The sequence below is a fragment of the Hydrogenophaga sp. GW456-12-10-14-TSB4 genome (assembly GCF_059424305.1).
The window spans coordinates 24,839-47,498 of record NZ_JBWKZH010000006.1 but is presented as its reverse complement, the minus strand read 5'-3'; the positions used below and the strand labels follow the sequence as shown (position 1 = coordinate 47,498).

Here is a 22,660-nt window from a genome sequence, read left to right as displayed (position 1 = left end):
GGCCACCGTGTCAAAACTTCCGACCCAAGCAGATGCGACGAACCAACCAAGTCATGACCGCCCCGCCGCCGAGCAGCGGCGAGCTGAACGCCAAGGCTCTCACCGTTCTGCGCGCTGCGCGAAACGTCTTCCTGACCCATGGGTTCAGCGCGGCAACAACCGACATGATCCAGCGCGAGGCTGGCGTGTCCAAGTCCACGGTTTACGCGCACTACGCGAACAAGGAAGCACTCTTCACCGCGGTAATCGAAGCCGAATGTGCAGCGTTCACGAACACGGTGCAGGGCATCGAGTTCCGCCCGGGGAAGCTGCGAGAAACGTTGACCCTGTTGGCTCGGGCCTACTTGAACATCGTGCTGTCTCCGGGCGGGCTGGCTGTCTTCCGCGTCGTGATCGCCGAAGGCCCACGCTTTCCCCAGCTCGCACGGACGTTCTATCTGGCCGGCCCGCAGGTCATGACGGCGATGGTGGCCGAACAACTGGCCAATGCGGCAGCATCCGGCGAGGTCGATCTTGGCGAGATTGGCCGCGAGACGGCCGCCAGTCTGTTCATCAACCTGGTTCGGGGTGAACCCCAGCTTCAGTGCCTGACTCATCCGGATGCCGCGCCTTCCTCGGCGCAGATTGACCAGTGGGCGAATGCAGCCGTAATGACATTCATGCGTGCCTATGGTTGCGGCGAGGACTCGCCCAATAAGCGTTCCCGGTCATGATGCCGAATGGGTCAATCGGCACGGAGAAATCAGACGACGCCCTTCGGGTGATGGAGCTTTCTACGGCCATCACGCGGCTTTGCACAGCAAGGAATCAAGTGCTGAATCGCGTGGCTGCTCCGTTCGGTTTGACCGCTGTGCAGGTGATGGCGCTACACCATATTTCAGCCACTCCAGCATGTACGCCTAGCACTTTGGCCCGCAGTCTGGCAGTCGACTCAGCCTCTGTGACAAGGCTATTGGACCGTCTTGAAAACAAGGGCATGCTCCAAAGAGCAGCACAAGAGCGCATGGATCGCACGCATGACCGCAGAGTTGTCGAGATTATTCTGACTGAACATGGATGCAACGCGATACGTGAGTTGAAGTCACATTGGCAGTCCGCTCGCTCGGAATTGACCGAGGCTTTCAAACAAAGCGAAATACATGGGTTAGCACTAGCTGATTGACGGCCCACGCTGCCGCCCAATCTCCCACGACACCCCGCCGCCGCGCACCGTGGCGGCAAGTTGCTGCCCCAAGCGTTGTTCGATCACGGGTTTCCACGGCACCAGTGAGAACCCCATGCCGTCATCGAGCATCGCGTAGCGCCCACTGGCGAGCATGACGGAGCGCCGGTAGATGCCAGCCACGCGCTGCCCGTCGGCCACCGGGCGATGCTCTAAGCCGGTGTCGGCCGCAATGTCTTTGGCGACCTGCGCCAGGTCCTGGTTGCGCAGCGTGCCCAGCAGGTTGCGCGCGAGGATCACACGCTGCCCGTGCCGCTCGGCCAGCCCCTGTTCGGCCAGAAAGTCGGCGCGTTGCTGCATCGCCTGTCTGGCCTCGCCACCAAAACCCAGGTCGCCCAAGCCCGAGCCACCAGCGATCAGTTGCTGGTCGAGCCAGGTGGCTCCGATCACGCGGGCCTGCCGCTCGATGGGCAGGTGCGATTTCAGTTCCACGGCCACGCCGCCCAGGCGCTGTGCGTCATAGCGGCGGCCCTGTTCGGCCAGGTCGTCCGGCACCTTCCATAGCCCCTCGGCCACGCGCTCCACGATGCCTGCGCGGCGCAGGGCTTCCAGCCGGCGGACGTGGGCCGCGACGACTTCCTGCGGATCGCGGCCGGGCACGGCTTGACCCTGCGCAACGGCCAGGTGATGGTCGGTGCGGTATAGGCCGCCGCTCGCCAGTGCGGTGATGTTCTTGTCGGCAGCGCGCACGTCAGCCGATCCCTTCACCTCCACCACCGCGCCGGTCGGATAGTTCGCCAGTTCGTCGCGGGCATTGAGCGCGACGTAATGGGCTTTGCCGTCCACGCCGTCGATGACCAGATAGCCCCGGTCGCGCAGCTCGTCGGCCAGCCCCTTCGCGGCCACGCGACCGACGATGGTTCGGCCATCGTCCCCCGGCTCGAACACCGCCAACTCGCGCGGCTCGCCACGCATGGCCCGCTGCATGGTGCGGATGATGTCGCCACGCTCGCCCAGGGCACGCAAGGTCTTCTCGGCGTCGGCATGGAAGGCCAAGGTGCCCGGCCGCAGCTCGTCGGCCAGGCCAAGGCGCTGCAAGCGTTGCAGGCGGCCGATCAGCAGCAGGCGCTGACGTTGCAACCGCGGTTCGTTGAGGCGTTCGACATGCACTCGGCCATCATCGCCGGCCTCACGTTGCAGCGTGCGGTCGAGGCTCGTCCATCGCTCTTGCTCGACCTCGCGCTGCAAAGTCTGCTGGATCTCCAGTTCGGTGCGCGGCCCCAGCCATTCGGTCGCCAGTTCGGCGGCGCGATGGCGGAAGCCATCGGCGATGTAGTCGCCCGCGATGATGAGGTCTTTGCCGGTGTCATCGCGCCCGCGCACGACGATGTGCGTGTGCGGGTTGTCGGTGTTCCAGTGAGTGACGGCCACCCAATCGAGGCCCGTGCCCAGGTCGGCCTCCATGCGGCCCATGAGGTGCCGCGTGTAGGTGCGCAGGTCTTCCAGTTCCGCGCCATCCTCGGGCGAGAGGATGAAGCGGAAATGGTGTCGGTCGTCGGCGCAGTGTTCCTTGAAGGCGTCGAGGTCGGCAGCATCGGTCTGCGGCCCATAGGCTTGGCCCGGCTCGCCATCGCGGCCCACACCGTCGCGCTCGATGTAGCGCAGGTGCTTGGCGAGCGACTGCGGGCTGGCTTGGCGCTGGTTGACCAGCAGCGTCTTGATGGTCACGCGCCGCGACATGGGCGTGAGCTTCGCTCCGGCGAAGCGCGCCGCCGTGTGGCCGCGCCCCAGGCGCGAGCCGGGCCGCTGGCCGGTGCCCCTCCCGGTGCCGCTCGCAGTGCCAAGACGGCGCACAGTGGACTTGCCGCTGCTGGCCTTGCCTGCCTGCTTGAGCACCTTGGAGACGAAGCCCTGGCCCCGGTTCTTTGGGGCGCTGGGGCGGATGCGGAAATCATCGTCGCGGCGGTCGGTCATGGCTGCGCTCCCTGCAAGCTCTGGCGTGTCCGGTCGTGCGAAGCACGCGGACATGCCTGCATTGGCGCGGGCCTCGCGCCCCAAGCGGCACGGTGGCGAAGCCGCTGCGTGCCGCGCCACCCCCATGTGCAGACTGGCTTTCGACGCGGCCCGGTGCCGCGTCCTTTTGTCTTGCCTTCCGCCTTTGCCCCTCGCTGGCGCTCCGGGCAGCGGCGGCCCGGCGGCGCTGCTGCGCGAGCGGCCAGCGCGCCGGCGAACGCGGCGACGGCCACAGGCCGGGCGCGTTCGAGGCAAGACGCCTGCACGTTGGACGGCTGCGCCGAAGGCAGCGCGAAGTGCGGTGCGAATGCACCCGCACTGCATGCGCGACGACACGGCGACGAGCAGCAGAACGACACGCCCGATGGCACGATGAGATGCACGGCGACGTGCAGCGAATCGAAGGCCATCATGGGCGAGATTCCAGCCAGACCGGATGCGCGATGCCGATCACGGCGCCCGCATTGATCGGCCCGAAGTACCTGCTATCGAACGACGCCGGGTTGGTCACACTGAGCAGGAACAGTTCGCCGGGTTCAAGGCGACGGCATTGCTGCCAGGATGGCAGCGGCCGGCCCCAGCGGTCGGCAGGCAGCACGGCGGCCGCAGGCACGCCGTCGATGCGGACGATGCGGCCAGTGATGCACACCTCCTGCGGCGCGACTGCGCCCACGCGCTTGAGCAGCGGCACGCGCGCCGGCAGGTAGCCGCGCTGCGCGGCCAGCGCGGCGGCGTCTGGCGGCAGCGTGGTCAGGACGATGCTGCCGACGGAGAAAGAACGCGGCAGCGAGTCGGTGCCGTCGCCCAGCGGATCGACGCGATACCAGCCGACCGCCACGCTGTCGGATGGGTTGTAGATCAGGCGCGGCAGCGGATGCACGAAGGACGCCCAGGCCAGCGCAGCGAGGCCGCAGGCGGACAGACCCGTCAGCACGATACGAGCGCGCAGGCGCGAGCGAGGACGCGGCGCGGTGCCGGCAGTGGAAACGGCGGTCATGGCAGTGCCCTCGCGGTCAGCCAGGCGGCGTGCCGCTCGGCGGTGTATTCGGGCAGCGGCAGGCGGGCAGCGAGCCGGTTGGCGAGCGTGCGCCAGTACGCGGGCGAGACAGCGGCGGGGGCGATGTCCAGCGCCTCGATGGCGTCGATGCGCTCCAGCACGGCGCGCACCTGGTTCTCGCCCTCGGCGTGCAGCAGCAGGCGTGCGCCGGGCTGCACGCCGGGGATGCGCTGTGCCGCATCGAGCGGCGTACAAGCCTGCATCACCATGAGCTGCCAGCGAACGGTGCCGTAGTCGTTGGCCTGCCAGCGGATAAGGCACAACATGGCGCCTGGCAGGAACACCGCGCAGCGACGCCAGCGGTCGAGCTGGTGCGTGCGCGCAGGTTCACCGAAGCGCAGGTAGAGCTTGAAGCGCGGTTCGATGTAGGCCAGCGCCACGCGCGTCAGCGGCGCGCCGGCAGGCTGGTCGAAAGGTACTGCGAGCTCAGCCGTAGCCGCGAAGGCAACAGGCGCGGGAGCAGACGAAGCGGATGCAGTCATGGCGTGTTCTCCCTGCGGTGTTCTGGAAACTCCCGCTCCAGCAGGCCGCGCAGCAGGTCGGCTACGGTCACGCCTTGCGTGAAGGCGGAAACCTTGATGCGCGCCCGCATGGCGGGCGTGATGTCGAGGGTCAGGCGTGCCGTGTAGAGGTCGCCCTTGTTCAGCGCATCGGCGTCGCCCTGGCGAATCCACGCCTCGGCGTGCGGATTCGCGGGCGGACGCGCGCCGATGCCGACGCGCTTGGCCGTGCGTTTGCTGTTCGGTGGCGGCTTCGCTGTCATGTCGGCCACCGCAGCAGTTCGTCCGCCAGTGCGGTGATTTCGCGGGTGGCGGCGCTGTCCGGTGCCGTCTCGCGTGCAAGCCGGCCAGCGGCCACGCTGTCGGCGAACACGATGCGCTGATGCACTTCCGCGCGCAGCGCAGGAAGCGGCTGGTCAGCAAGCGCCTGGCGCGCTTCGCGCCCGATCACGGTGGTGCTGACGCGCCGATTGATGACGAAGGCCGCGCGCAGCGCAGGCCGAAAGACCTGCGCCTCGCGGATCAGCGCCACCATCTCGGCGCTGGCCCAAAGGTCATACGGGCTGGGCTGCACGGGAATCAGCACGCGCTCGGCCGCCAGCAGCGCGGAACGCGCCAGGGCGGCGATGCGCGGCGGGCCGTCGATGATGATGTGATCGGCGCGGCGGGCCAGCTCCGGCGCTTCCTGATGCAGCGTTTCGCGGGCGAGGCCCACGGCGCTGAACAGCCGTGGCAAGCCCTGCTGGCTTCTGCGCTGCGTCCAGTCCAGCGAAGAACCCTGCGGGTCGGCGTCCAGCAGGATGACGTGCAGCCCGCGCATCGCCAGCTCGCCCGCGATGTGGGTAGCGAGTGTGGTCTTGCCGACGCCGCCTTTCTGGTTGAGAAACGCGAAGATCATGGCGCGGCCCTCCCTGCTGGAAAGCCGGCCTGGCCGTGCCGTTTCGTGGTTGTCCACCGAAACGACGCGTTTCTACTAAAAGTTAGAGATTTATAGTTAGGTAAGTTAGAGGGGTCGCAAACCCGCGCCGTTACTGGCTTTGCGGCGTTTTCGTACTCCTGATAGCACGATAGGCGTACTCCCGATAGCACGATACCCGGCACTCCTGATAGCACGAGGCCGTCCACAGCTTTTCCCGCAGTTATCCCCGTGCCGTGAACGGCACGGGCCGGAAGGTCAGCAGTTCCAGCTTCTCGTCCGGCATCGACTCGATGCCCAGGACGTAGCCGGGCAGCGACTGCCGCGCGACCAGCACGCGCAGGTCGTAGGCGAAGTCCGAGAAGCGCGCCGCGCTGCCGGACTTGCGGTGCAGATGCCGGAAGTCGAATTGCCAGCCGTGTTCCTGCCGCCCGCCGTGCTTGCGCACCAGGCGATACAGCCAGCGTTCGATGCCACCTTTCAAGCGGAAATAGGCCGGGTCGATGGTCAACACCAGGGCGGCATCGAGCACGCCGGCATAGAACCAGTCCGGCAGGATCAGCTCGATGCCCAGCGGCGTGCCGCTGGCGTCGGCCAGCTCGCGCCATTCGTTCACCCACGAAAAGCGGTGCAAGCGCCTCCCGGTGGTTTCGCGGATGGAAGTCGCCACGCTGGTCGATTGCAGCCGGTCGAGCGCGGCTTTCAGGCGCTGGTAGTCGTTCAAGGACGTGCCGCGCCCGATGAAGCGCAGGATTTCGTAGGGCGTGGCGTGTATCCAGCGCGACGGGCGAATGCCTGCGTCGCGCGCCTCCACGATCTGCGAGGCCGCCCAAATCAACACGTCGGCATCCCATATCGTGGCGATGCCGTGCTCGGCCGTGCCTTCCACGCGGATGGTGATGTTCCCGCTGCGGAAGTCGATCGGCGCCGTGCGCCGCGACTTCGCCAGCGAGAAGAACGGAAAGGCCATCAAGTCCTGGCTGTCGCGCGGCGCCATGCCGTCGCCCGGCAGCGCGCGGAACAGGTCGAGCTGTTCCCGCTGCTGCGATCGCTGCCCCGACGGCAGCGATGGGCTGGACATGACGATGGCCACCGGCGAGCCGACGATCAGCGGCCATCACGGTAGTCGCCCGCGTGACGCTCGGCATATTCCGGGTCGGACGTGGCCTCGTAGCTGCGCTGGTCGGCCCAGGCATCGAGGTCGGCCACCGCGTACATGACGCGGCGGCCGAACTTGCGGAACTTCGGGCCGCCGCCGATCACGCGCTGTTTCTCCAGCGTGCGCGGCGACAGACGCAGGTATTCGGCGGCTTCGTCGTTGGTCAGGTAGCGTTGGGGCTGCACGGGCGCAGCGACAGCAGCGGCGGCAGGCCGCAAGGGAGCGGGTCGCATGGGATGTACCTCCATCAAGCCCGGCCACACCACGCGGCCGGATAGAGGCACTTTCAAGAAAGCAAGGCTTCCTGCTCAGGGACGTTTTGCAGGGGATGCAGCGCGTCCCTGTGCAACGGGCGGAAGCTGTGCCAGGCGGCGATAGCCGCCGCGCATCAGCGCATCGCCCCGGTGCACCAGTCGCCGCACGCGGGCGCGCAAGGCGCTATCGGCGTACCAGTCGGCGGCGACAGCATCGACGCCGAACAGCCCTTCGGCCACGTCGCGCAGGGACGCGCCCGCGAGGGTGCCGTCGAGCGCCTGGAGCGTGTTCAACTCCAGCAGCGCAGCGGGTGCCGGCCGCGACCGTGCCGTTCCCGCTGGCGCTGCATCGCCAGCGGCGGCCAGCTTGTCCAGTTCGGCCGCCAGCGCCTGATAGCGTCCGCAGGATGCGGCGCAGGCGCGAATGGCATAGGCGTAAGCCATGCCGTCGGCCAGGCCGGGAGCGATCACCAGCCGCAGGCAGCAGCCCAGCCAGCGTGTCAGCAGCACCAGGCGCTTGCCGTCGTGGATCAGGTGCTTCTGGCCGGGAAGGCACCAGAACGCGAAAGCCACCGCGTCGGGCGGCGGGTCGGCGTCCGGGTAGAGCTGCACTACCGCATCGTGATCGGGGAACCAGGCCGGGTGCGCGTCGCGCGCATCCAGGGCGGGATCTTCCAGCAGGCGCAGTCCCCAGCGCGCGGCGGCCTCTGGCCGGCGGCGGCGGCGCAGCCAGTCGCGGCGGTAGTCGGGGTGGCGACGCAGGTATTCCCACGCCAGCGCGGGGCCGTCGAGGTGCAGCATGTAGAGATACGCGGCGGTCGGATACCAGTGTTCGGCGCTCGGGTCAGCCATGACGCAGCCTCCTGTCATTCAGCAGGAACGTCGCCACGGATTCCGCTGTGCGGGAGCTATCGAGTCGCCATCAAGTCGTCATCGAAATCGGGGTACTCTGTAACTGCGGTGTCAAGACCGATTGGCTCCAGGGCATTGCGGAAATCGTCTGAATGCGACGGTTGCGCGCCACAAAAATGGTGCGCAGCATGGAGCACCGTGCAGCAGCCCGCGCCATAGATCATGACTGTTTGCATCAGAAGCGCACCGCTTCGGTGCAAGAGTGCGGATTCAGACCAATCAGGTCTTGGGTAAGACTGAAATAGTCAGAATGCGCCGTCGTTGGCTGGGACTGCTCAGTCGGTGATCGAACCGTTTTCCTCGGCCAGCCGCAGGTACTCCGACAGCCGCCGCACGGGCTGGAAGTAGCGATCGCGCATCACAGGTTGCTTGTGCGGCCCGACGATGGACGCCAGATCGGACAGCTTCACATGGCCCAGGCCGGGCATGCCTATTCCCAGGTCGATCAGCCCCCATGCCGTATCGCCATCGGCCGGGTCGAGCGCGGCCAGCAGCCAGGTGGCGTGCGCGTCGGGGGTGAACAGTCGCACCGCCGGCATTGGGTCGATGCTTCGGCCAGCGGCGCGTGCCGCGCCGACGGCGAGCAGTTGCGCCCGCTGTTCAGCGGTGACGAGCGGCTGGGTCATGGCCCGAATCCCCACGCATCCGAGGATGCACGGATACGATTTTCCACCGAAGCGCGGAACCGCCGAAGCGGATGCGTGCTTTGGCGGGAAAGCACGAAGGCGCAAGCCATCGAATCCGTACATGCACGGAAACGCGGAAGCGGAATTGCGCAGGCCAGGAAAGACACAGATGCGGTTCCCAGATTCTGTCGGAATCCGCCCATGCGGATTTCTGCAAAGGCACGAATACGGAAATCAACGACACCAAATGCGCACTATAGTTTGTAGCCCTATAGTGCGCAATCGGCTGTCATCTTGGTTTTCTAAGGAAAACCATAGGTGGCGGCGAAAGACTCATTGGCGACAGCAATACGGACGGTCAGGAAAGCGCGCGGCTTGAGCCAGGAAGCGTTCTCCGACGTGTCCAGCCGTACCTACCTGAGTTTGCTGGAGCGCGACCTGAAGAGCCCGACCATGCACAAGCTGACCGAGCTGTGCGAGGTCATGGACGTGCATCCGCTCACGTTGCTGACGCTGGCCTATGCCGGCGACAGCACGCGCAGGGCCGATCAGCTTCTGGCGCAGGTGCGCCAGGAGCTGGAGGCGGTGTTGAAGGAACGCGACACGCCGTAGGCGCGTGCGTGACGTGCTGCGCCAGCAGCACGGCGCCCCGCCGCAATGGACGGGGCGCGGTGGGCGGCCGTCAGGCTGCCTTGGGCTTGCTGCGCGACCAGATCAGGTCGTGCGTGCCGTCCTCGTTCTCGATCAGGCGGGCATAGACCGTCGCCGGGAACGAAGGGTCGTCGATGCTCACGGACAGGTACTCGCGCCCGGCCTCACTGGTCTTCTTCCACGCCGCGCCGATCTCGTGGCCGGCCGCCTGAAGGTGGAAGTCGGGGGCGTTCTCGCTGTCGCCCTTGTCGTTGGGAACCAGCTTGACCTTGACGTTCAGGGTCAGGGTGCGGAGCTGGCCGGTGAAGCCGTCTTTCTCTGCGGTGAAGGTGCCGATGTTAGCCATGATGTTTCTCCTTTCGGGTTGAACAAGGTCGCGCCAGTGCGTCCTTGTTGTGATCCGGCCGGCGGGGGATGGGCTGGCCGCACCGCGCAGCGGTCGCAACACCGTGGAGAACCTGGAAGCGAAAAGAATTTGCCGCGCGAGGAAGCCGCGCAGCGGCGGGGAAATTGTTTTCGCTGGAAGGTTGCGGCCATGAAGCCCAAGGCGTAGCCGTTCCCTCGCCAGGATTCACGACAAGCCAAGGACGCACGGGCCGCCCGCCCCCGAAAGGAGACATGGCCGACTCGGCATCCCCGCGTGACGGCTGCACCGGCTTGCGCCCTGACGCGAACCAGGTCAAAGCCCCGACGACAAGGCCAGAGCGCCCCTGCCGCAGCGCGCGACCACATGCTTGAGGCGTGGTGTGGATGCTCCATAGCGAGGCCGGGTGGCGTGTCGGTGAATCGCCCTTCGTGACGTACAGGCGCGAATCGCCAGCGTCGGGGACGGCACGCTATCGCACAACCTGCCGCAGCAAGCCGGGGCGTAGCCCTACAAGCCCCGCCCATTGCGGCGGGGCGCCATCGAAACCTTGCCCGCGCCAGCGGGCACCGATGGACGTGTCGCGTGCAAGGCACTTGCACGTCCGCCCCCTTGCCGCCTGGACGAAGGCGGCAACGGGGCGATTTTGACTTCGACGTTGGAACCGGGCGCGGCCACCGACGCCCCGGATTTTTGACCACCGGCCCCAAGGCGGAACGGCTTGGGGCCGGTGCTGCTCGTTATTCCTTGGTTTCGACAATCCACCACGCGGCACGCGGCAAGGTGTGGCCGGTAATGGGATGTAGGTCGGTCAGGTCGGCGCGGGCCGTCCAGCCACGCGGCGGACGGTAGCCGCGCACGTCGCCATCGCCGTGCCAGCGGCGGGCGCGTACCGTACCGGGGGCATAGATCGCCGCCATGCGCGGGCGGTCCGTGGTGTTGCGGCTCATGATAGGAATCCTTGGCGTGAAGCGCCCCGGCCGGAACCGGGGCGCTATCTGCGGTGCAGGATCACGCGGCCAGTGCCTCGGCCTGCGGCAGCTCATCCGCCACGGCGGCGACTTCCTCCGGCGCTTCGGCGCCCGCATCCACTGCCACGGCCTGCGCGTCCTGTTGCGGGCTTTCGGTGCGGAAGATGGCGGGCATCCAGCCCGTACCATCGGCCAGCCGTTCCGCTTCGCTGGCAATGTCGGCCTTCTTCAACTTCGCCAGCCGTGCAGCGTGCGACGGTGCGAACTCGCCCACGGCTTCCAGAATCGCGGCCTTCGGCACATGCTGGAAATACCCGTCTGCGGTGGGCTGCCACCATGCGGCCATGTCCAGCCCCACAGCCTGCGCCAGTTCCGCGCCCGGCTGGTGCGCAGTGGCGCGAGGCGTCACCACGTCCACGGTCGCCGCTACGCATACCGCCAGCAGCCGCACCAGTTCGCCTTGCTCCATCGCCAGCAGCGCGACGAACAGTTCGGCGCTGTCCTGCGGCAGCGCTTCGCCCGCGACCTGCTGCAACTCGCGCTGGGCGACGGCGGCGGGCGACTCGGGCCAGTCGGGGGCCATGCCTTCCAGCCGGTCTTGCACTTTCAGGCTCACGCCCAGCGGCAAGTCGTGGCCGTAGTGGTTGTCCTGCAAGACGCTCTGCACCATGCCATGCACCAGCGCGGCCAGCGCGACTTGCGGATGCCGGGCGACTTCGATTTGCAGCGCGGCGGTGCGGTGCGCGCTCAACCGCTGCGCCAGCCGGTCGGACAGGCTCGCGGCCTTGGGCTGCTCGGTGTCCTCGCCTTCGTCGTCGTTCCCGGCCTCGCCTTCCGCGCTGCCGAAACCCTGCCGCAAGCGTTCCAGCGTGCGCAGCGCCTTGGCTTCTGCCTCGCGCAGCAGCCCGCGATGAATCACGGCTTCGCCGCTGCGGTCGAGGGTGACGATGGCGCCGGCCACGGCGCGCACATCCGGGGCGTAGCCCTGCAAGGCTTCCTCCACGGCTTGCAGTTCCCCGGCAACCTGTTCGCGGCGCGGTTCCAGCGCTTCGGTCTTGTCCTCGTCCTCGGCGTCGTAGGCTTCTTCCAGTTCGGTGTCGATCTTGTCGAGGCGGGTTTGCAGCGAGGCGATGCGGCGGGCTTCGCGGGCGCTCGGTTCGCGGCGCTGGCGCGGTGCGTTCTGGAACGCCTGCCGCTCGGCGTAGCTCATGTGCGGCACGGCTTCGACCCACGCCCAACCCTCGGCGCGCACGTCCCCAGCCAGCGCATCCAGCTTGCCGCGCACCAGCGTTTCCAGCAGCGTGGCGTCGGTCAGGTAGGTTCCGGCATCGCCTTCCGCGAACAGGTCGCGGCGGATGCCGCCGCCCGCCGCCGTGTAGGCGTCCAGCCCGGCGAAGCGCACCAGCGGATGCGTGGCGTCGATTTCGCGTTCGGTCAGGCGTTCGCGCAGCGCGGACGCGCCACGCTGCCATTCTGGCGCACCGTAGAACGCGCTTTCCTGCGCGGCGTGGTCGTCGGTGATGGTCAGGGCCATCAACTGTTCCAGGGTGACGGCTCCGGCGCGGTAGTCGGCCAGCAGGCGCGGCGAGACGTTGGCGAGTTTGAGACGGCGCTGCACCACCAGCGGGGTCACGCCGAAGTCGGCGGCAATGTCTTCGATGGGGCGGCCTTCCTTGACCAGTGCGGCGAACGCCTCGAACTGGTCGGCCGGGTGCATCTGCTCGCGCAGCAGGTTTTCCGCGAGGCTGACGGTACGGGCCGAAGCATCGGGCACCAGCAGGCACGCCACTTCGTAGTCGGCAGGGATGCGCTTCTTCTTCGCCAGCAGCTTCAACGCGGTCAGTCGGCGGTCGCCGGCCACCACTTCGTACTGCTCGCCATCGGCGGCGAGGATGACGACGAGATTTTGCAGCAGGCCGATGCGGGCGATGCTCGCGGCCAGTTCGGGAATGGACAGGCGCGGGGTCTTGCGTGCGTTGCGCTTGGAGCGGCGCGGCAGCAACTGCGAGAGTGGAACCAAAATCAGGTTCTTGCTCGGGTCGGCCACTTCCAGCGGCGCGGCAGTTTCGATGGCGCGGGTTTCGGTTTGGGTAACGGCGTTCATGGTGATAACTCCTTGCGGTTAGGGATGCAGCAGCGAGAGAAGCGGCAAGGGCTGCTGCCTGCCCCTGCCGCGTGGGGGTTCAGGCTTTCAACTGGCGCATGCCATCGGCCAGCAGCCAAAGCGCACGGTTGAGGCGGATGTTCTGGTCGATGCCCTGTACCGGGCGGGTTTGCTGGCGGCGTCCGTTGGCGCTGCGCCCGCGCAGGCCGCCTTGGGTCAGGTTCTCTTGCGTGCGGTTGAACACGCTCCACAAGTCCGGGCGGCGGTCATCAAAGCGGCGCGGCATCAGGATTTGCGATTCCGTGATGGGCGCGGGCTTGTCGGGGTCGTCGTACTTGAGGGCCAGCGCGGCGCGGGCGAACACTTCGGATTCGCCATCGTTCAAGGTGATGGCGCGCATGGAATCGCGGGATTCCTGCACGCGGTCGAAGCCGCGCAAGACTTCGTAAGCGCCTTCGATGACGGAACCGGCCACGTCGCCTTTGTGGGGCACGCGCACGTCCGCCACCGTGTCGCCGCAGACAAGGCCATTGCTGCACACGAACCGGAACATTCCGGCCAGCATCTGATAGCTGCTCGTGCCGTCATGCGAGTTCAGCAGCACGATTTCGTTAGCCTCCGCGCCGTTGATCTGGCTGGCGTGGCGCAGGCGCAGCATGTGTTTGGTGTAGTCGCGGCGGTCGTCGTGGCGCACGCGGGTTTGCGCTGCCATGAAGGGTTCAAACCCTTCCTTGCGTAGTTCCGCCAGCACGGCGGCGGTGGGGATATAGGCGTACCGTTCGGAACGGCTTTCGTGCGGCGCGTCCGCGAAGATGGACGGGGCCACACGGCGGATTTGGTCATCGGACAGCGGGTAATCGCTGCGCAGCGACGGGGAACGGGAAGCGAATCGGGATGCGAGTTGCATTGCATTTCTCCTGACGAAAAGGGTTTGCTGTTCAAACCGCACACCGGATTCCTAGATTCGGAGCCCAGCCTTTCGGCTGTTCGGTGCGGTCGGCACGAGGAACCCGGTTGGCCCTGTTGCCACCGTCTTTCCTGAGTTCATCGCCCGCGGCCAAAGGAGCGCGCGGACGGGGGCCGTCAAGGAGACAAGCGCAGGGTTGGTGCGGCCCGCAGGCGCAGCCGAGGACACGGCCCTGCGCGCCTTGACGGCACACGGGAGCGGGCTACGGTCGCGGGTAAGGTGATGAAGTCAGGGGAGACGGCTGGACAAGGCAACGGCCATCCCTTTGTGCTGACCGCACGCAAGCGAAGCGCGCAGGCCCGAAGCTGGAAGCCGGGCCGGAGGCGTCAGGGATGTGGAAGGCTGGCGAATGCCAGTCCCGTCAGGGATGAGCGAATAGCGAACCTGGAGCAGCGCGGTCCGCGAAGCGGAGACGCAGGCGCACACTTTCAGCTATCATTTGTAAGGAAATTTACAAGAAAGTATTTCAAGCCAGCGATTAATTACGACTTCAGTTAAATAACTATCGCAATCCTCAATTCGAGATTTGCTTCATCGAAGCACCAACGACAAATGGAGATAAGTCATGGCGAATAAATGCTTTCTGAGCTTTCACTATAAACAGGATAGTTGGCGCGTGTCGCAAGTTCGGCAAATCGGAGCTATCGAAAAACAGCCTCTACTGGATTCGAACAAATGGGAAGAAATCAAGAAAGCAGGCGATGATGCCATCAAAAAATGGATCGCCGACAACATGAAAGGCAAAGAATGCCTTGTCGTACTTGTGGGCGAGAAGACTGCCAGCCGCCGCTGGGTCAAACACGAGATAAAGAAAGCCTGGAAGGACGGGCTGGGTGTACTCGCCATCCATGTCCACAATCTGAAAGACTCAGACGGAAATCAGTCGTCGAAAGGATCTAATCCGTTTACAGGCCTCACCGTTGATGGAGAAGCTGTCACGGGTAAAGTCTACGATCCGCCATACACCACCAGCACCAATGTGTATGACTACATCAAGTCGAATATTGAAACTTGGGTCAGCGACGCTATAAAGGCACGATGAACCGGCAATATCTGAATTGCATCCTGCGAGGTGTCGTTTGCTGTGGAGGATGCGGGTCACCTACATCCAAATTTGCCTGGGTTTAGTGTAATAGATGGAGTCAAAATGCCACGCAGAACATTCTTTTCTTTTCACTATGAGCCTGATGTATGGCGCGCCTGGAATGTCCGCAACAGTTGGGTTGTGAAGGAATCCGATGAGGAAAGCCGGGGCTTCTTTGACAGCAGCGTGTTTGAGGCATCGAAAAAAGAGAGTGACGATGCACTAAAGACTTTTCTCCGCAAGGGGTTGGAGAATACTTCGGTAACTTGTGTCCTTGCTGGAACCCATACATGGTCACGGCGATGGGTGCGCTACGAAATTGCTCGCAGTGTTATCAAGGGAAACGGCTTGCTAACCGTTTTCATTCACGGTGTCCAGAATAAAGACAAAGCGACATCTACAAAGGGTGCTGATCCATTGGCGCAGATGGGACTTTATAGAACCGATCGCGGCATATATCTCGCCGAGTGGAAGGACGGAAAGTGGGTGGCCTACGCAGATTACACGCTTGCGATTCCTGAGGGTGATCTGTGGTTCACAGCACCAAAAACGAATAGCGTAGTCCAACTGTCAAATCACTGCCTGAGTTACGATTTCATAGGCCAGGATGGCAGGAAAAATATTGGCGGATGGATTGAAACTGCTGCGGGAATGGCTGGCCGATGAGCGAGAACTCAAGCATGAGATCACCCTACCAGCTTATCCTGCTGGGTGCGGTCCATGGGCATGACACTCGCCTCCGCCGTAGCGTTGATCTGGCGCTTCAGGGGCTCGGGATTCCGAGCAACGCAATTACGTTTCTCAGCGATGCCAACGCCTCTAACCGCAGCTTAAAATCGCCGGTGATGGCAGTATTTTTCGGCTCGTCGGAAAGCACTGCCGATACCGCACTTGTGACGGAGTTGATTGATGACTCGATCGTTATCGCTCCGGTCGTTTCGGATTTGTCCCAGGTTCATGCAGAAATTCCGCCGCAGCTCAGACATGTCAATGCTATTGTATTGGGCACCAACGATGAAGGCATCACCCGCCTCGTTACGCTAGTCCTTGAGACATTTAGGCTGTTGCGACGTGAGCGACGACTTTTCATCAGTTACAAACGAACAGGGTCTCAGCCGCTGGCCGATCGGTTGTACGATGCGCTCGATGCTCGTGGCTTTGACGTTTTCATCGACGTGAGGTCAGTGCCTCCAGCCGCAGATTTCCAATCACAACTCTGGCACAGGATGTCGGATTCCGATGTCGTGGTGCTGATCGACACACCTGGCTTCAGAGAAGGTCGTTGGACGGCTGAAGAATTGGCGCGCGCAAACGCGACCAATGTGCAAATCTTGCACCTACTATGGCCGGGGCAAAAGGAAGACCCTGCATCGTCCTTCAGCCACTTCATGAAGCTTAGGCGTCGGGACTTCTTTGGATTTATTCCAATGCGGGGGCGTTGGGCCACGAAGGGATTGGTGACGAGAATTTGCGACGAGGTCGAACGGCTACGCGCACCAGCAATTGCCGCCCGCCACCGATATTTGGTCGATAACTTTTGCGACGCCGCCCGCGACGAGGGACTTGATCCAAGTGTTCAGATTGAAGGCTGGATTTCTCTCAAAACCGAGTCCAATCGAACGCTGGCGATCGTACCGGCAGTGGGAATACCAACCGCTGATCGCATCAACGAAGTGTTCGAAGCCATTACCAACCCCACTGTTGAGACGAGAGAAATATGGGTGATTTACGACAATAGAGGTGTACTGAGAACGTGGCTCTCTCACCTAGATTGGCTTGACTCGTATTTGCCGATCCGGGCCGTGCAAATGTCGAAGGCGCCACAACTTCTGAAGGAGCTCACCGCATGATAGATATATTTCTATCTGCCAGCGTGCCTTTGCCTGATCGCAATCGGGTATTTTTCGACACCGCCGATGTTCTTGCTATACGGGAAGCAATCAAGGCTTTGGTTGAAGTAGTGTTGCCGATTGGACGAATCACGTGCGGCGGCCATCCGGCGATAACGCCGCTATTGGCTCTCTTTTCCCGCGAGGCAAACCTTGACCGCAACAGGGTGGCGATTTACCAAAGTAAGCTTTTTGAGGGTCGATTGCCTCCTGAGCTAGCGGAGTTCGTCGACGTGCATATGGTGCCAGCGGTTGATGGCAACAGAGAAGCCAGTTTGACGGCCATGAGGCAAGCAATGATCGAAAGCCGCCGTTTCAGCGCAGCGGTGTTCGTCGGCGGCATGGAGGGGATCTATGAGGAGCATAAATTGTTCGTCGAACACCATCCCAAAGCTACAGTGCTCCCGCTTTCAACAACAGGGGCCGCCGCCAAAATAATTTATCAACAGGGAGAATATGATCCAATTTTTTCACGCGACCGAACCTATTCCAGCTTATTTCGTCGAAAGCTTCTGCCTGTGGATTAGCCGGGAAATTTTGCAGTAACTGCGTTCAGTAAGCTTGATGGAGCGAATAAAAAAATGGGGCCGCCTGTGCAGCCCCCTCGGTTCACAATAGCCCTCGCTCTGCAAATGAAGTTGTTTCCTGCCCGGCCACAACGACGTGATCCAGTGTGCGCACCTCCACCAGCGTCAGAGCCTCTTTCAGTCGCTGCATCAGTGAAAACCTGGCGAGTTGGATAGAAGGGGCGGTATCCGCTCGCTAAAATGCTGGAGCAATTCGTCAGAACAGCGATCCAGTCTTCATTGGATGTCCATACAGTTCAGAGATTTGCCCTTGAAACTGCGTCTGTCCGCCATAGCTCGGATGCCTCACGCAGATAACAGGCACGCTATCCGTGATTCGATGAGCGGCTGCGGCAGCATCGTTGCCGATGGCGACGATGCGCGAGGGACGAAGCAGAACGATGAGCTGTTGTAGTAGCTCTTCGCCGGCTCGCCTTTCACGGGCGTTGTGTTGCCGGTTGGTGAACGGATCCCCTGATTCATGAGGGTGAAGTGGGAAAACATTCCAGAGAAAGATGCGAGCATCAATGTGCTCTAGCATTCCCCATATAACCGCAGCGGTTCGCTCGGCTACGGCATTGCCGACTGTGGGCCGTTCTGGAGCCAGATCGACATTCCAACGTTTGGCATGTTGGCTCATGTGAACATCGTCAGTCAGGGCCAACCCAGTTCGGCGGCCTCCGCGATACCCCAAATCTCGACCGATCCAAATCGCATCTACAGGCTCCTCTGAAGCGCGACGCAATAATGCGGAAAGTGCGGCGGCGCGGCGGCGGGGCGCGTCTCGACGATCATGAACTTCACAGCGATCAGAATAAGGATTGAAGCAGTCCTCAAATTGCAGCGAGGAAACTGATTCAACAAAGGGGTGGATTTTCATTCTTAAGACTCAAGCGGCATATATTGTAGGGTGCGTTCTTTTCGGTTGCCGATGATCCAGCCGCCTTGATTTTTCTTGATTTGACGGAATACGGAATATCCGTCCATGATGGCTTTTTCCCAAAGCTTTAGCGGGCACTTCTCAACCTCATAGCCACTCACAAACTCTTCAATGGTTTTGAGAATCCCAAGGGAAACCTTTTCTTGATTCTCAAAATAGTTTAATTCCTTGGCTCTAGAGAAAATCCATGCCGTAAGCCCTTCCTCAACGACGATTGCCCGGCCGCTGTCTTGCTCTTCATCATATTTGGACTGGCTCTTTCGCTTGTGCTTGATCAATGCCCGTATTACAGGTGACCAATGCAAGATGGCTGCATATGCAAAATGGAAAACATCATGAAATCGGTAGCCATCTCGGTCAGCGATGTTGTCGGTCAGGGGATCACCTATGAATACGCCATTCCATTGGAGATAGCTTTTGCCGCTACCGCGTTGATTGACTCGGATCTTGAACTCTCTAGGGAGCTGCTCTTCTATTCCAAACTCGCTATCGAAATCAAGGCCAATCAGGTCAACCGCCTGTGGCTCCAAGAATGCACCCCTAGCTTTCCGGAGGTTCCCCCGCGCTACGTCCGAGAACGCCAACTCTGCGGCATGGATTGCATCGAGATAGGCTCGCGCGAAGGTGACCACGTCATTGCGCGCAGGCCCACTTCCCAGCAGAGCTGCGGCCGCCTGCCCCAAGCGTACCAAGGTAATGTCCAACGACGCAGGGGCCGCCACAGGCATGGCGATGTAAGCGAATGCACCTTCGGCTATGTCGCTTGCTGCCCCTATGTTCTTGAAGTTCCCGTGATTCGCCGCCTCGGCAAAGATATCTTCAAGTGGAGCTTGCATGCGCCGGCAGATCGCAGCCAAATACCAAAGCGTATCACCGAATTCTTCTTCCGCCGCCCTTCTGAAACCAGGGTACGCAGATTTTTCCCGGACATGTTTTTTGACAGTAGACATTATTCCACCGACTTCCCCATAAAGCCCTTGAAGGACAGGATTGAAATCGGTTGGACTGAGTACATCCGTAGCTGCAATTTCCGAAGCGTAGTCCGAAAGCAGCAGAGAACCTTCCTTGTGCATCGGTTACCTCCGAAGCGTCAGCCATTCGAATGGAGCGCCCTGATATCCATTCAGCCCAAAGCTACGAACCCATTGCTCTAGGTTCGCAATCAGTTTTGGATCGTCAAAAGTAGTTAGACCTATTCCTGTTTTGCATAGAGACCGGCCTTGCTGGTCTTTTAGCTCTTCCGGGAACTCCGGCCCCTCTCCTCCGAAGTACACGAAGTCATTGCTGATGAGAACCCTGTTTACACCCGTGTCGCGAGTGACGTGATCAGGATTAAGTGAACCATCGGGGCGAGAGTGAAAGGAATCTCGTTGCTGCCAGACGGCCGCTGGTGCGGCTCTGAAGTAGATATTGTCCCCGCAACTTTGCTTCCGACTACCGTTGCGATAGGGCTTTTTAGATTCAAACCGTGGATCTGCCCCATATTCATCAAATGTCATCGTTTCGGTGACTTGCATCGCATAAACCAGATACCCGCCTCGCCGAACACTTCGATCATTGCTGCCACTGCCTACCACCCAATCACCGATGTCAGCGCCCTTGCGGATATTTGGCTTGCAGGTTGCAAGCGTGCAGTATTCGTAAAAGGGATTGGGTGCGAAACCACTGTCGTACCGCACCACGTAGGAGTGGACACGTGCCATCAGCAGGGATGCCTTTTCAGAGGAACCGGATCACAGGCGCCACCGTCGGGTTTTTCCCATGTATCTTTTCCGTTGATCGCATCAATGATTGAGTCACCATTCCAGCCGACCAAGGCATCGGCGTATTCTTTCAGTGCCTCAGGAATGTCGCATTCCTTCTCACCATGCTCCCAGATGCCAACAATACGTTTGCCTTGCTTGGCTGCATATTCGATTTCCCAGGTCACCCAGTCGCTATCTTTCGTCTGGGGTGAGACGTAGCAAATAAATACGCCCGCCCAGTTTATCGCTGGGGCCAGAATCTGCGTCTTGATGTAATGCTCATCCGTGGCGTTGTTGAACTTTCCTGTATGGATGGAGGAGTCCCTTACATCCATCCCTTTCGGAGCCAGCAGATCTTTGAGCTTTTGGAGCCCATGATCGTCCTTATGGACATGGCTGATAAACACGTTCCTTTTCTCTGCCATCTGTCACCTCCATCGACGTTTTGATAGCGTAAAAGATCGTAACTGAAATTAGGTGGTTATGGCAGAAAACGCAGATCAATCAAAGGATCGCCCGGAGCCCCTTGTCGGCGATGATGTTGAGCAGCTTCAGCGCCGGGCCAGCGGGTCGGGTTTCACCTTGCTCCCACTTGCGCACGGTCGAGGCCGAGGTGTGCAGGTGATGCGCGAACACCGGCTGGCTGAATTTCAGCGTCTCCCGTAGGCGCCTAATGTCCTCGGCGCCAAACTCCCGCACTGGCGGCGGGCAGATCGCGTCGAACTCGCGCATCGTCACCTTGCTGATCGCACCCACTTCATGAAGCGTGGCCAGGTCGTCACGCAGGGATTCAATGATCTTGCTCACAATGCACCTCCAATAACACGCCCGACTGCAACGCCTTCGATAACGTTTCCCCGGACAGTTGCAAGAACGCTTTGCCGGCGAATTGCAGCGCCTTCTTCTCGTCCTGCGTGATGTTCGCCTTGTCGTTCTTCGGGAACCCATGCAGGAACACGTAGCGGCTGCCGATCCTGGCCGATACCAGTGTGCGGTAGCCGCCGCTTTTACCACCACCGGGGCGGGCCACCCGCTTCTTGTAGAGGGAGCCGCCCAAGTCCGCGTCGATCAGACCGCTTTCCATCTCCTGAACCGCCTTGCACAACGCGGCATCGGACAGCTTCTCGCCCGACTGCCAGCGTGCAAAGTCCTTGCGCTTGAGGATGACCGTCATTTCGACCTCCAAACTATACCCGAAACGGGCATACTTTTCCAGTCTCCGGTGTAGCACCTAGATAGAAGGGATGGCCCGCCCGATTGTCGTGACGCCGGCACGACAATCGGAGCCGACTGGACGGGATGCCGGCCACCGATCCGCGGGCATCCTTGACCGAAATCAGCAGCGCATAGGCCGACCACGGCAGCGTGAAGACCTTGGCCAGCTCGGCGAGGCCGAATTTCCCAGACACTGTCTCGGAAATTGCGGAACGGGGATAGTCGGCCGCCAAGGCAGCGGGGGGCGCCACCGAAAGCGTCCTCTTGCTCATGCCGTGGCCTCCGCAGGGCGCCGCGCGCCCGTGATGGCCTGCCGCCGACTCGCCACCAGTTCGGCAGCATCCCGCACCGGCTTGTCCTCGGTGTGGACGTAGTGCATGAACATCGCCACGGTCTTGTGGCCCGTCAGCTTCATGCCTACCTTGGTCGGCACTCCCGAATTGGCAATGTCGGTCGTGGAGCGGTGGCGGATGCCGTGCGTGCCGACGTGTGGGACGCCGGCTGCCTTGAGCACCCGGCACCATCCGCCATAGTGCTCGCCAAAGGTCAGGTGCTTGGTCGGGTCGTTGGGCGAAGGCAGGACGTAGGGGCAACCTTCTCGGCGCGGTGCCGTCGAGAACAGTCGATAGGCTTCCGCGCTCATGGGCTTGGAGAGGCCGCCGGTCTTGCTGTCGGGCCAGACCACGCGCCGGTTCTCCAGATCGACCCAATCCCATTCAAGCATGCAGATTTCGGAGCGGCGGCCGGCGAACTCGAATTGCAGGCGAATCGCCAGCGGGATGACGTAGTTCTCCAGTCCTTCCGCCTCCAGCTTCTCCAACTGGCGGAAGATCAGCGCCAGTTCGTCGTCCACGATGAGCCGGGTTTCCTCGCCGGGCGGGTACATCGGGACGTGGCGGCACGGGTTCGTGCCGTCCGGGCGGTAGCCCCACACTTCGGCCAGGTTGAACATCTTGCGCAGCACGCCGAAGGCGTTGTTCGCCTCGGCGGGCTTGTAGGCCAGTTTCTCCATCAGCCCGGCAATGTCGGGCCGCTTCACGTCCTGCACCTTCTTGCGGCCGATCAGCGGGACGATGCAGCGGTCGATGACGGCCTGATAGCCGCGCTGCGTGCTCGGCTTGTTGCGCTTCTTGGAGTAGTCCTCCATGAACTTCTTGCACAGCGCTTCGACCGTGGGCGCCTTGCGCGCCTCGGCCTTGGCGCCGCCGGGGTCGCCGCCTCGGCGAACCTCGGCCAGCCAGTCCTGCGCCATGACGCGGGCCTGCTCCACGGTCAGTTCCCCGAACAGGCCCAGCGAGGGCTTGCGGGGCTGCCCGGAGTTCGTGCGGTACTGGAGCATGAACACCCGACGGCCCTTCGGGGTAATCTTGCAGAGGAAACCCGGCACCACGGTATCCCGTAGTTCGATGTCCTTGGCCTGGGGTTGCGCCGACTCTACGGCGGTCTTGGTGAGCTTGATCTTCGCCATGATGACTCCTTGGAACGACCCGAATTCCAAGAGCCAGATAGGAGCGGCGCGAGGGAAAACCGGGTCAAGTTTCAGAAAGCACCGGCATATGATGGAC

28 protein-coding genes and 1 pseudogene are annotated in these 22,660 nt (G+C 62.5%); 7 read left to right on the top strand and 22 right to left on the bottom strand.

Annotated elements, in window-relative coordinates; genetic code table 11:
• Nucleotides 1-53 precede the first annotated feature (53 nt).
• On the top strand, nt 54-713 hold the full coding sequence (locus tag AC07ZS_RS05010) for a TetR/AcrR family transcriptional regulator (RefSeq protein ID WP_005304557.1): 660 nt from the start codon (nt 54-56) through the stop codon (nt 711-713).
• A complete protein-coding gene (locus AC07ZS_RS05005) occupies nt 710-1,162 on the top strand; it encodes a MarR family winged helix-turn-helix transcriptional regulator (protein WP_197026306.1) in 453 nt (150 codons plus the stop codon). Before AC07ZS_RS05010 ends, AC07ZS_RS05005 begins: the two co-directional genes overlap by 4 nt.
• On the opposite strand, the gene AC07ZS_RS05000 is transcribed toward AC07ZS_RS05005, so the two are convergent.
• From AC07ZS_RS05000 to AC07ZS_RS04960, 9 genes are all read right to left on the bottom strand, one after another.
• Nucleotides 1,151-3,136, bottom strand: coding sequence for a relaxase/mobilization nuclease and DUF3363 domain-containing protein (locus AC07ZS_RS05000; protein WP_043373731.1), 1,986 nt, complete (start codon nt 3,134-3,136; stop codon nt 1,151-1,153). The two genes, AC07ZS_RS05005 and AC07ZS_RS05000, sit on opposite strands and share 12 nt — an antisense overlap.
• Before the next feature lie 448 nt (nt 3,137-3,584).
• Nucleotides 3,585-4,172, bottom strand: a complete 588-nt coding sequence (locus AC07ZS_RS04995; RefSeq protein ID WP_068681399.1) for a S26 family signal peptidase — start codon at nt 4,170-4,172, stop codon at nt 3,585-3,587.
• Nucleotides 4,169-4,714, bottom strand: a complete 546-nt coding sequence (locus AC07ZS_RS04990) for a DUF2840 domain-containing protein (RefSeq protein WP_043373725.1) — start codon at nt 4,712-4,714, stop codon at nt 4,169-4,171. The genes AC07ZS_RS04995 and AC07ZS_RS04990 overlap by 4 nt, the downstream gene beginning before the upstream one ends.
• The gene (locus tag AC07ZS_RS04985; RefSeq protein WP_043373393.1) at nt 4,711-4,995 is read right to left on the bottom strand and encodes a hypothetical protein; all 285 of its coding nucleotides are present in this window, start codon (nt 4,993-4,995) and stop codon (nt 4,711-4,713) included. Before AC07ZS_RS04985 ends, AC07ZS_RS04990 begins: the two co-directional genes overlap by 4 nt.
• Nucleotides 4,992-5,630, bottom strand: coding sequence for a ParA family partition ATPase (gene parA, locus AC07ZS_RS04980; RefSeq protein ID WP_068681381.1), 639 nt, complete (start codon nt 5,628-5,630; stop codon nt 4,992-4,994). The genes AC07ZS_RS04985 and parA overlap by 4 nt, the downstream gene beginning before the upstream one ends.
• A 241-nt stretch (nt 5,631-5,871) precedes the next feature.
• Nucleotides 5,872-6,729, bottom strand: a complete 858-nt coding sequence (locus tag AC07ZS_RS04975) for a replication initiator protein A (protein WP_156867395.1) — start codon at nt 6,727-6,729, stop codon at nt 5,872-5,874.
• 26 nt (nt 6,730-6,755) lie between these two features.
• Nucleotides 6,756-7,040, bottom strand: coding sequence for a helix-turn-helix transcriptional regulator (locus tag AC07ZS_RS04970; RefSeq protein ID WP_026069907.1), 285 nt, complete (start codon nt 7,038-7,040; stop codon nt 6,756-6,758).
• 75 nt (nt 7,041-7,115) lie between these two features.
• On the bottom strand, nt 7,116-7,913 hold the full coding sequence (locus tag AC07ZS_RS04965) for a DUF2285 domain-containing protein (protein ID WP_028240160.1): 798 nt from the start codon (nt 7,911-7,913) through the stop codon (nt 7,116-7,118).
• Nucleotides 7,914-8,248: 335 nt separating this feature from the next.
• Nucleotides 8,249-8,599, bottom strand: coding sequence for a DUF2958 domain-containing protein (locus tag AC07ZS_RS04960; RefSeq protein WP_015476702.1), 351 nt, complete (start codon nt 8,597-8,599; stop codon nt 8,249-8,251).
• A gap of 318 nt (nt 8,600-8,917) precedes the next feature.
• Between AC07ZS_RS04960 and AC07ZS_RS04955 the strand changes: the two genes are divergently transcribed.
• Entirely contained in the window at nt 8,918-9,211 is a 294-nt protein-coding gene (locus tag AC07ZS_RS04955; RefSeq protein ID WP_015476703.1) for a helix-turn-helix domain-containing protein, read from the top strand.
• 70 nt (nt 9,212-9,281) lie between these two features.
• Here AC07ZS_RS04955 and AC07ZS_RS04950 read toward each other — a convergent pair whose 3' ends face one another.
• The 4 genes from AC07ZS_RS04950 to AC07ZS_RS04935 form a co-directional block, all read right to left on the bottom strand.
• Nucleotides 9,282-9,596, bottom strand: coding sequence for a DUF736 domain-containing protein (locus AC07ZS_RS04950; RefSeq protein ID WP_014646114.1), 315 nt, complete (start codon nt 9,594-9,596; stop codon nt 9,282-9,284).
• Between the two features lie 758 nt (nt 9,597-10,354).
• Nucleotides 10,355-10,564, bottom strand: a complete 210-nt coding sequence (locus tag AC07ZS_RS04945; protein ID WP_028240162.1) for a hypothetical protein — start codon at nt 10,562-10,564, stop codon at nt 10,355-10,357.
• Nucleotides 10,565-10,625: 61 nt separating this feature from the next.
• A complete protein-coding gene (locus AC07ZS_RS04940) occupies nt 10,626-12,689 on the bottom strand; it encodes a ParB/RepB/Spo0J family partition protein (protein ID WP_028240163.1) in 2,064 nt (687 codons plus the stop codon).
• 79 nt (nt 12,690-12,768) lie between these two features.
• Nucleotides 12,769-13,596 (bottom strand): DUF932 domain-containing protein, encoded by an 828-nt coding sequence (locus AC07ZS_RS04935; protein ID WP_028240164.1) that lies wholly within the window; start codon nt 13,594-13,596, stop codon nt 12,769-12,771.
• 625 nt (nt 13,597-14,221) lie between these two features.
• Between AC07ZS_RS04935 and AC07ZS_RS04930 the strand changes: the two genes are divergently transcribed.
• The 4 genes from AC07ZS_RS04930 to thcA all read left to right on the top strand — a co-directional run bounded on the left by AC07ZS_RS04930 (nt 14,222) and on the right by thcA (nt 17,156).
• Nucleotides 14,222-14,698, top strand: coding sequence for a TIR domain-containing protein (locus AC07ZS_RS04930; RefSeq protein WP_033041353.1), 477 nt, complete (start codon nt 14,222-14,224; stop codon nt 14,696-14,698).
• 105 nt (nt 14,699-14,803) lie between these two features.
• Complete coding sequence (locus AC07ZS_RS04925) at nt 14,804-15,406, top strand: TIR domain-containing protein (protein ID WP_033041352.1); 603 nt, start codon at nt 14,804-14,806, stop codon at nt 15,404-15,406.
• 14 nt (nt 15,407-15,420) lie between these two features.
• Nucleotides 15,421-16,590, top strand: a complete 1,170-nt coding sequence (gene thcB4 / locus AC07ZS_RS04920; protein WP_158407679.1) for a Thoeris type III anti-phage system protein ThcB4 — start codon at nt 15,421-15,423, stop codon at nt 16,588-16,590.
• The gene (gene thcA / locus AC07ZS_RS04915; protein ID WP_033041349.1) at nt 16,587-17,156 is read left to right on the top strand and encodes a Thoeris type III anti-phage system protein ThcA; all 570 of its coding nucleotides are present in this window, start codon (nt 16,587-16,589) and stop codon (nt 17,154-17,156) included. The genes thcB4 and thcA overlap by 4 nt, the downstream gene beginning before the upstream one ends.
• 82 nt (nt 17,157-17,238) lie before the next feature.
• On the opposite strand, the pseudogene AC07ZS_RS04910 reads toward thcA, so the two are convergent.
• From AC07ZS_RS04910 to AC07ZS_RS04870, 9 genes and pseudogenes are all read right to left on the bottom strand, one after another.
• Nucleotides 17,239-17,352, bottom strand: a pseudogene (locus tag AC07ZS_RS04910) (JAB domain-containing protein); the annotation flags it as partial.
• Between the two features lie 60 nt (nt 17,353-17,412).
• Nucleotides 17,413-18,075 (bottom strand): uracil-DNA glycosylase, encoded by a 663-nt coding sequence (locus tag AC07ZS_RS04905; RefSeq protein WP_071534888.1) that lies wholly within the window; start codon nt 18,073-18,075, stop codon nt 17,413-17,415.
• A gap of 2 nt (nt 18,076-18,077) precedes the next feature.
• The gene (locus AC07ZS_RS04900; protein ID WP_028240166.1) at nt 18,078-19,208 is read right to left on the bottom strand and encodes a nucleoside triphosphate pyrophosphohydrolase family protein; all 1,131 of its coding nucleotides are present in this window, start codon (nt 19,206-19,208) and stop codon (nt 18,078-18,080) included.
• Nucleotides 19,209-19,211: 3 nt separating this feature from the next.
• Complete coding sequence (locus AC07ZS_RS04895) at nt 19,212-19,838, bottom strand: Nmad2 family putative nucleotide modification protein (protein WP_033045760.1); 627 nt, start codon at nt 19,836-19,838, stop codon at nt 19,212-19,214.
• On the bottom strand, nt 19,838-20,305 hold the full coding sequence (locus AC07ZS_RS04890; RefSeq protein WP_028240167.1) for a TIR domain-containing protein: 468 nt from the start codon (nt 20,303-20,305) through the stop codon (nt 19,838-19,840). Before AC07ZS_RS04890 ends, AC07ZS_RS04895 begins: the two co-directional genes overlap by 1 nt.
• Nucleotides 20,306-20,384: 79 nt before the next feature.
• Nucleotides 20,385-20,687 (bottom strand): helix-turn-helix domain-containing protein, encoded by a 303-nt coding sequence (locus tag AC07ZS_RS04885; RefSeq protein ID WP_028240168.1) that lies wholly within the window; start codon nt 20,685-20,687, stop codon nt 20,385-20,387.
• A complete protein-coding gene (locus AC07ZS_RS04880) occupies nt 20,671-21,054 on the bottom strand; it encodes a type II toxin-antitoxin system RelE/ParE family toxin (protein ID WP_028240169.1) in 384 nt (127 codons plus the stop codon). Before AC07ZS_RS04880 ends, AC07ZS_RS04885 begins: the two co-directional genes overlap by 17 nt.
• Before the next feature lie 13 nt (nt 21,055-21,067).
• The gene (locus tag AC07ZS_RS04875) at nt 21,068-21,367 is read right to left on the bottom strand and encodes a hypothetical protein (protein WP_033045758.1); all 300 of its coding nucleotides are present in this window, start codon (nt 21,365-21,367) and stop codon (nt 21,068-21,070) included.
• Nucleotides 21,364-22,563 (bottom strand): tyrosine-type recombinase/integrase, encoded by a 1,200-nt coding sequence (locus tag AC07ZS_RS04870; RefSeq protein WP_028240170.1) that lies wholly within the window; start codon nt 22,561-22,563, stop codon nt 21,364-21,366. The genes AC07ZS_RS04875 and AC07ZS_RS04870 overlap by 4 nt, the downstream gene beginning before the upstream one ends.
• Between the last annotated feature and the right edge of the window lie 97 nt (nt 22,564-22,660).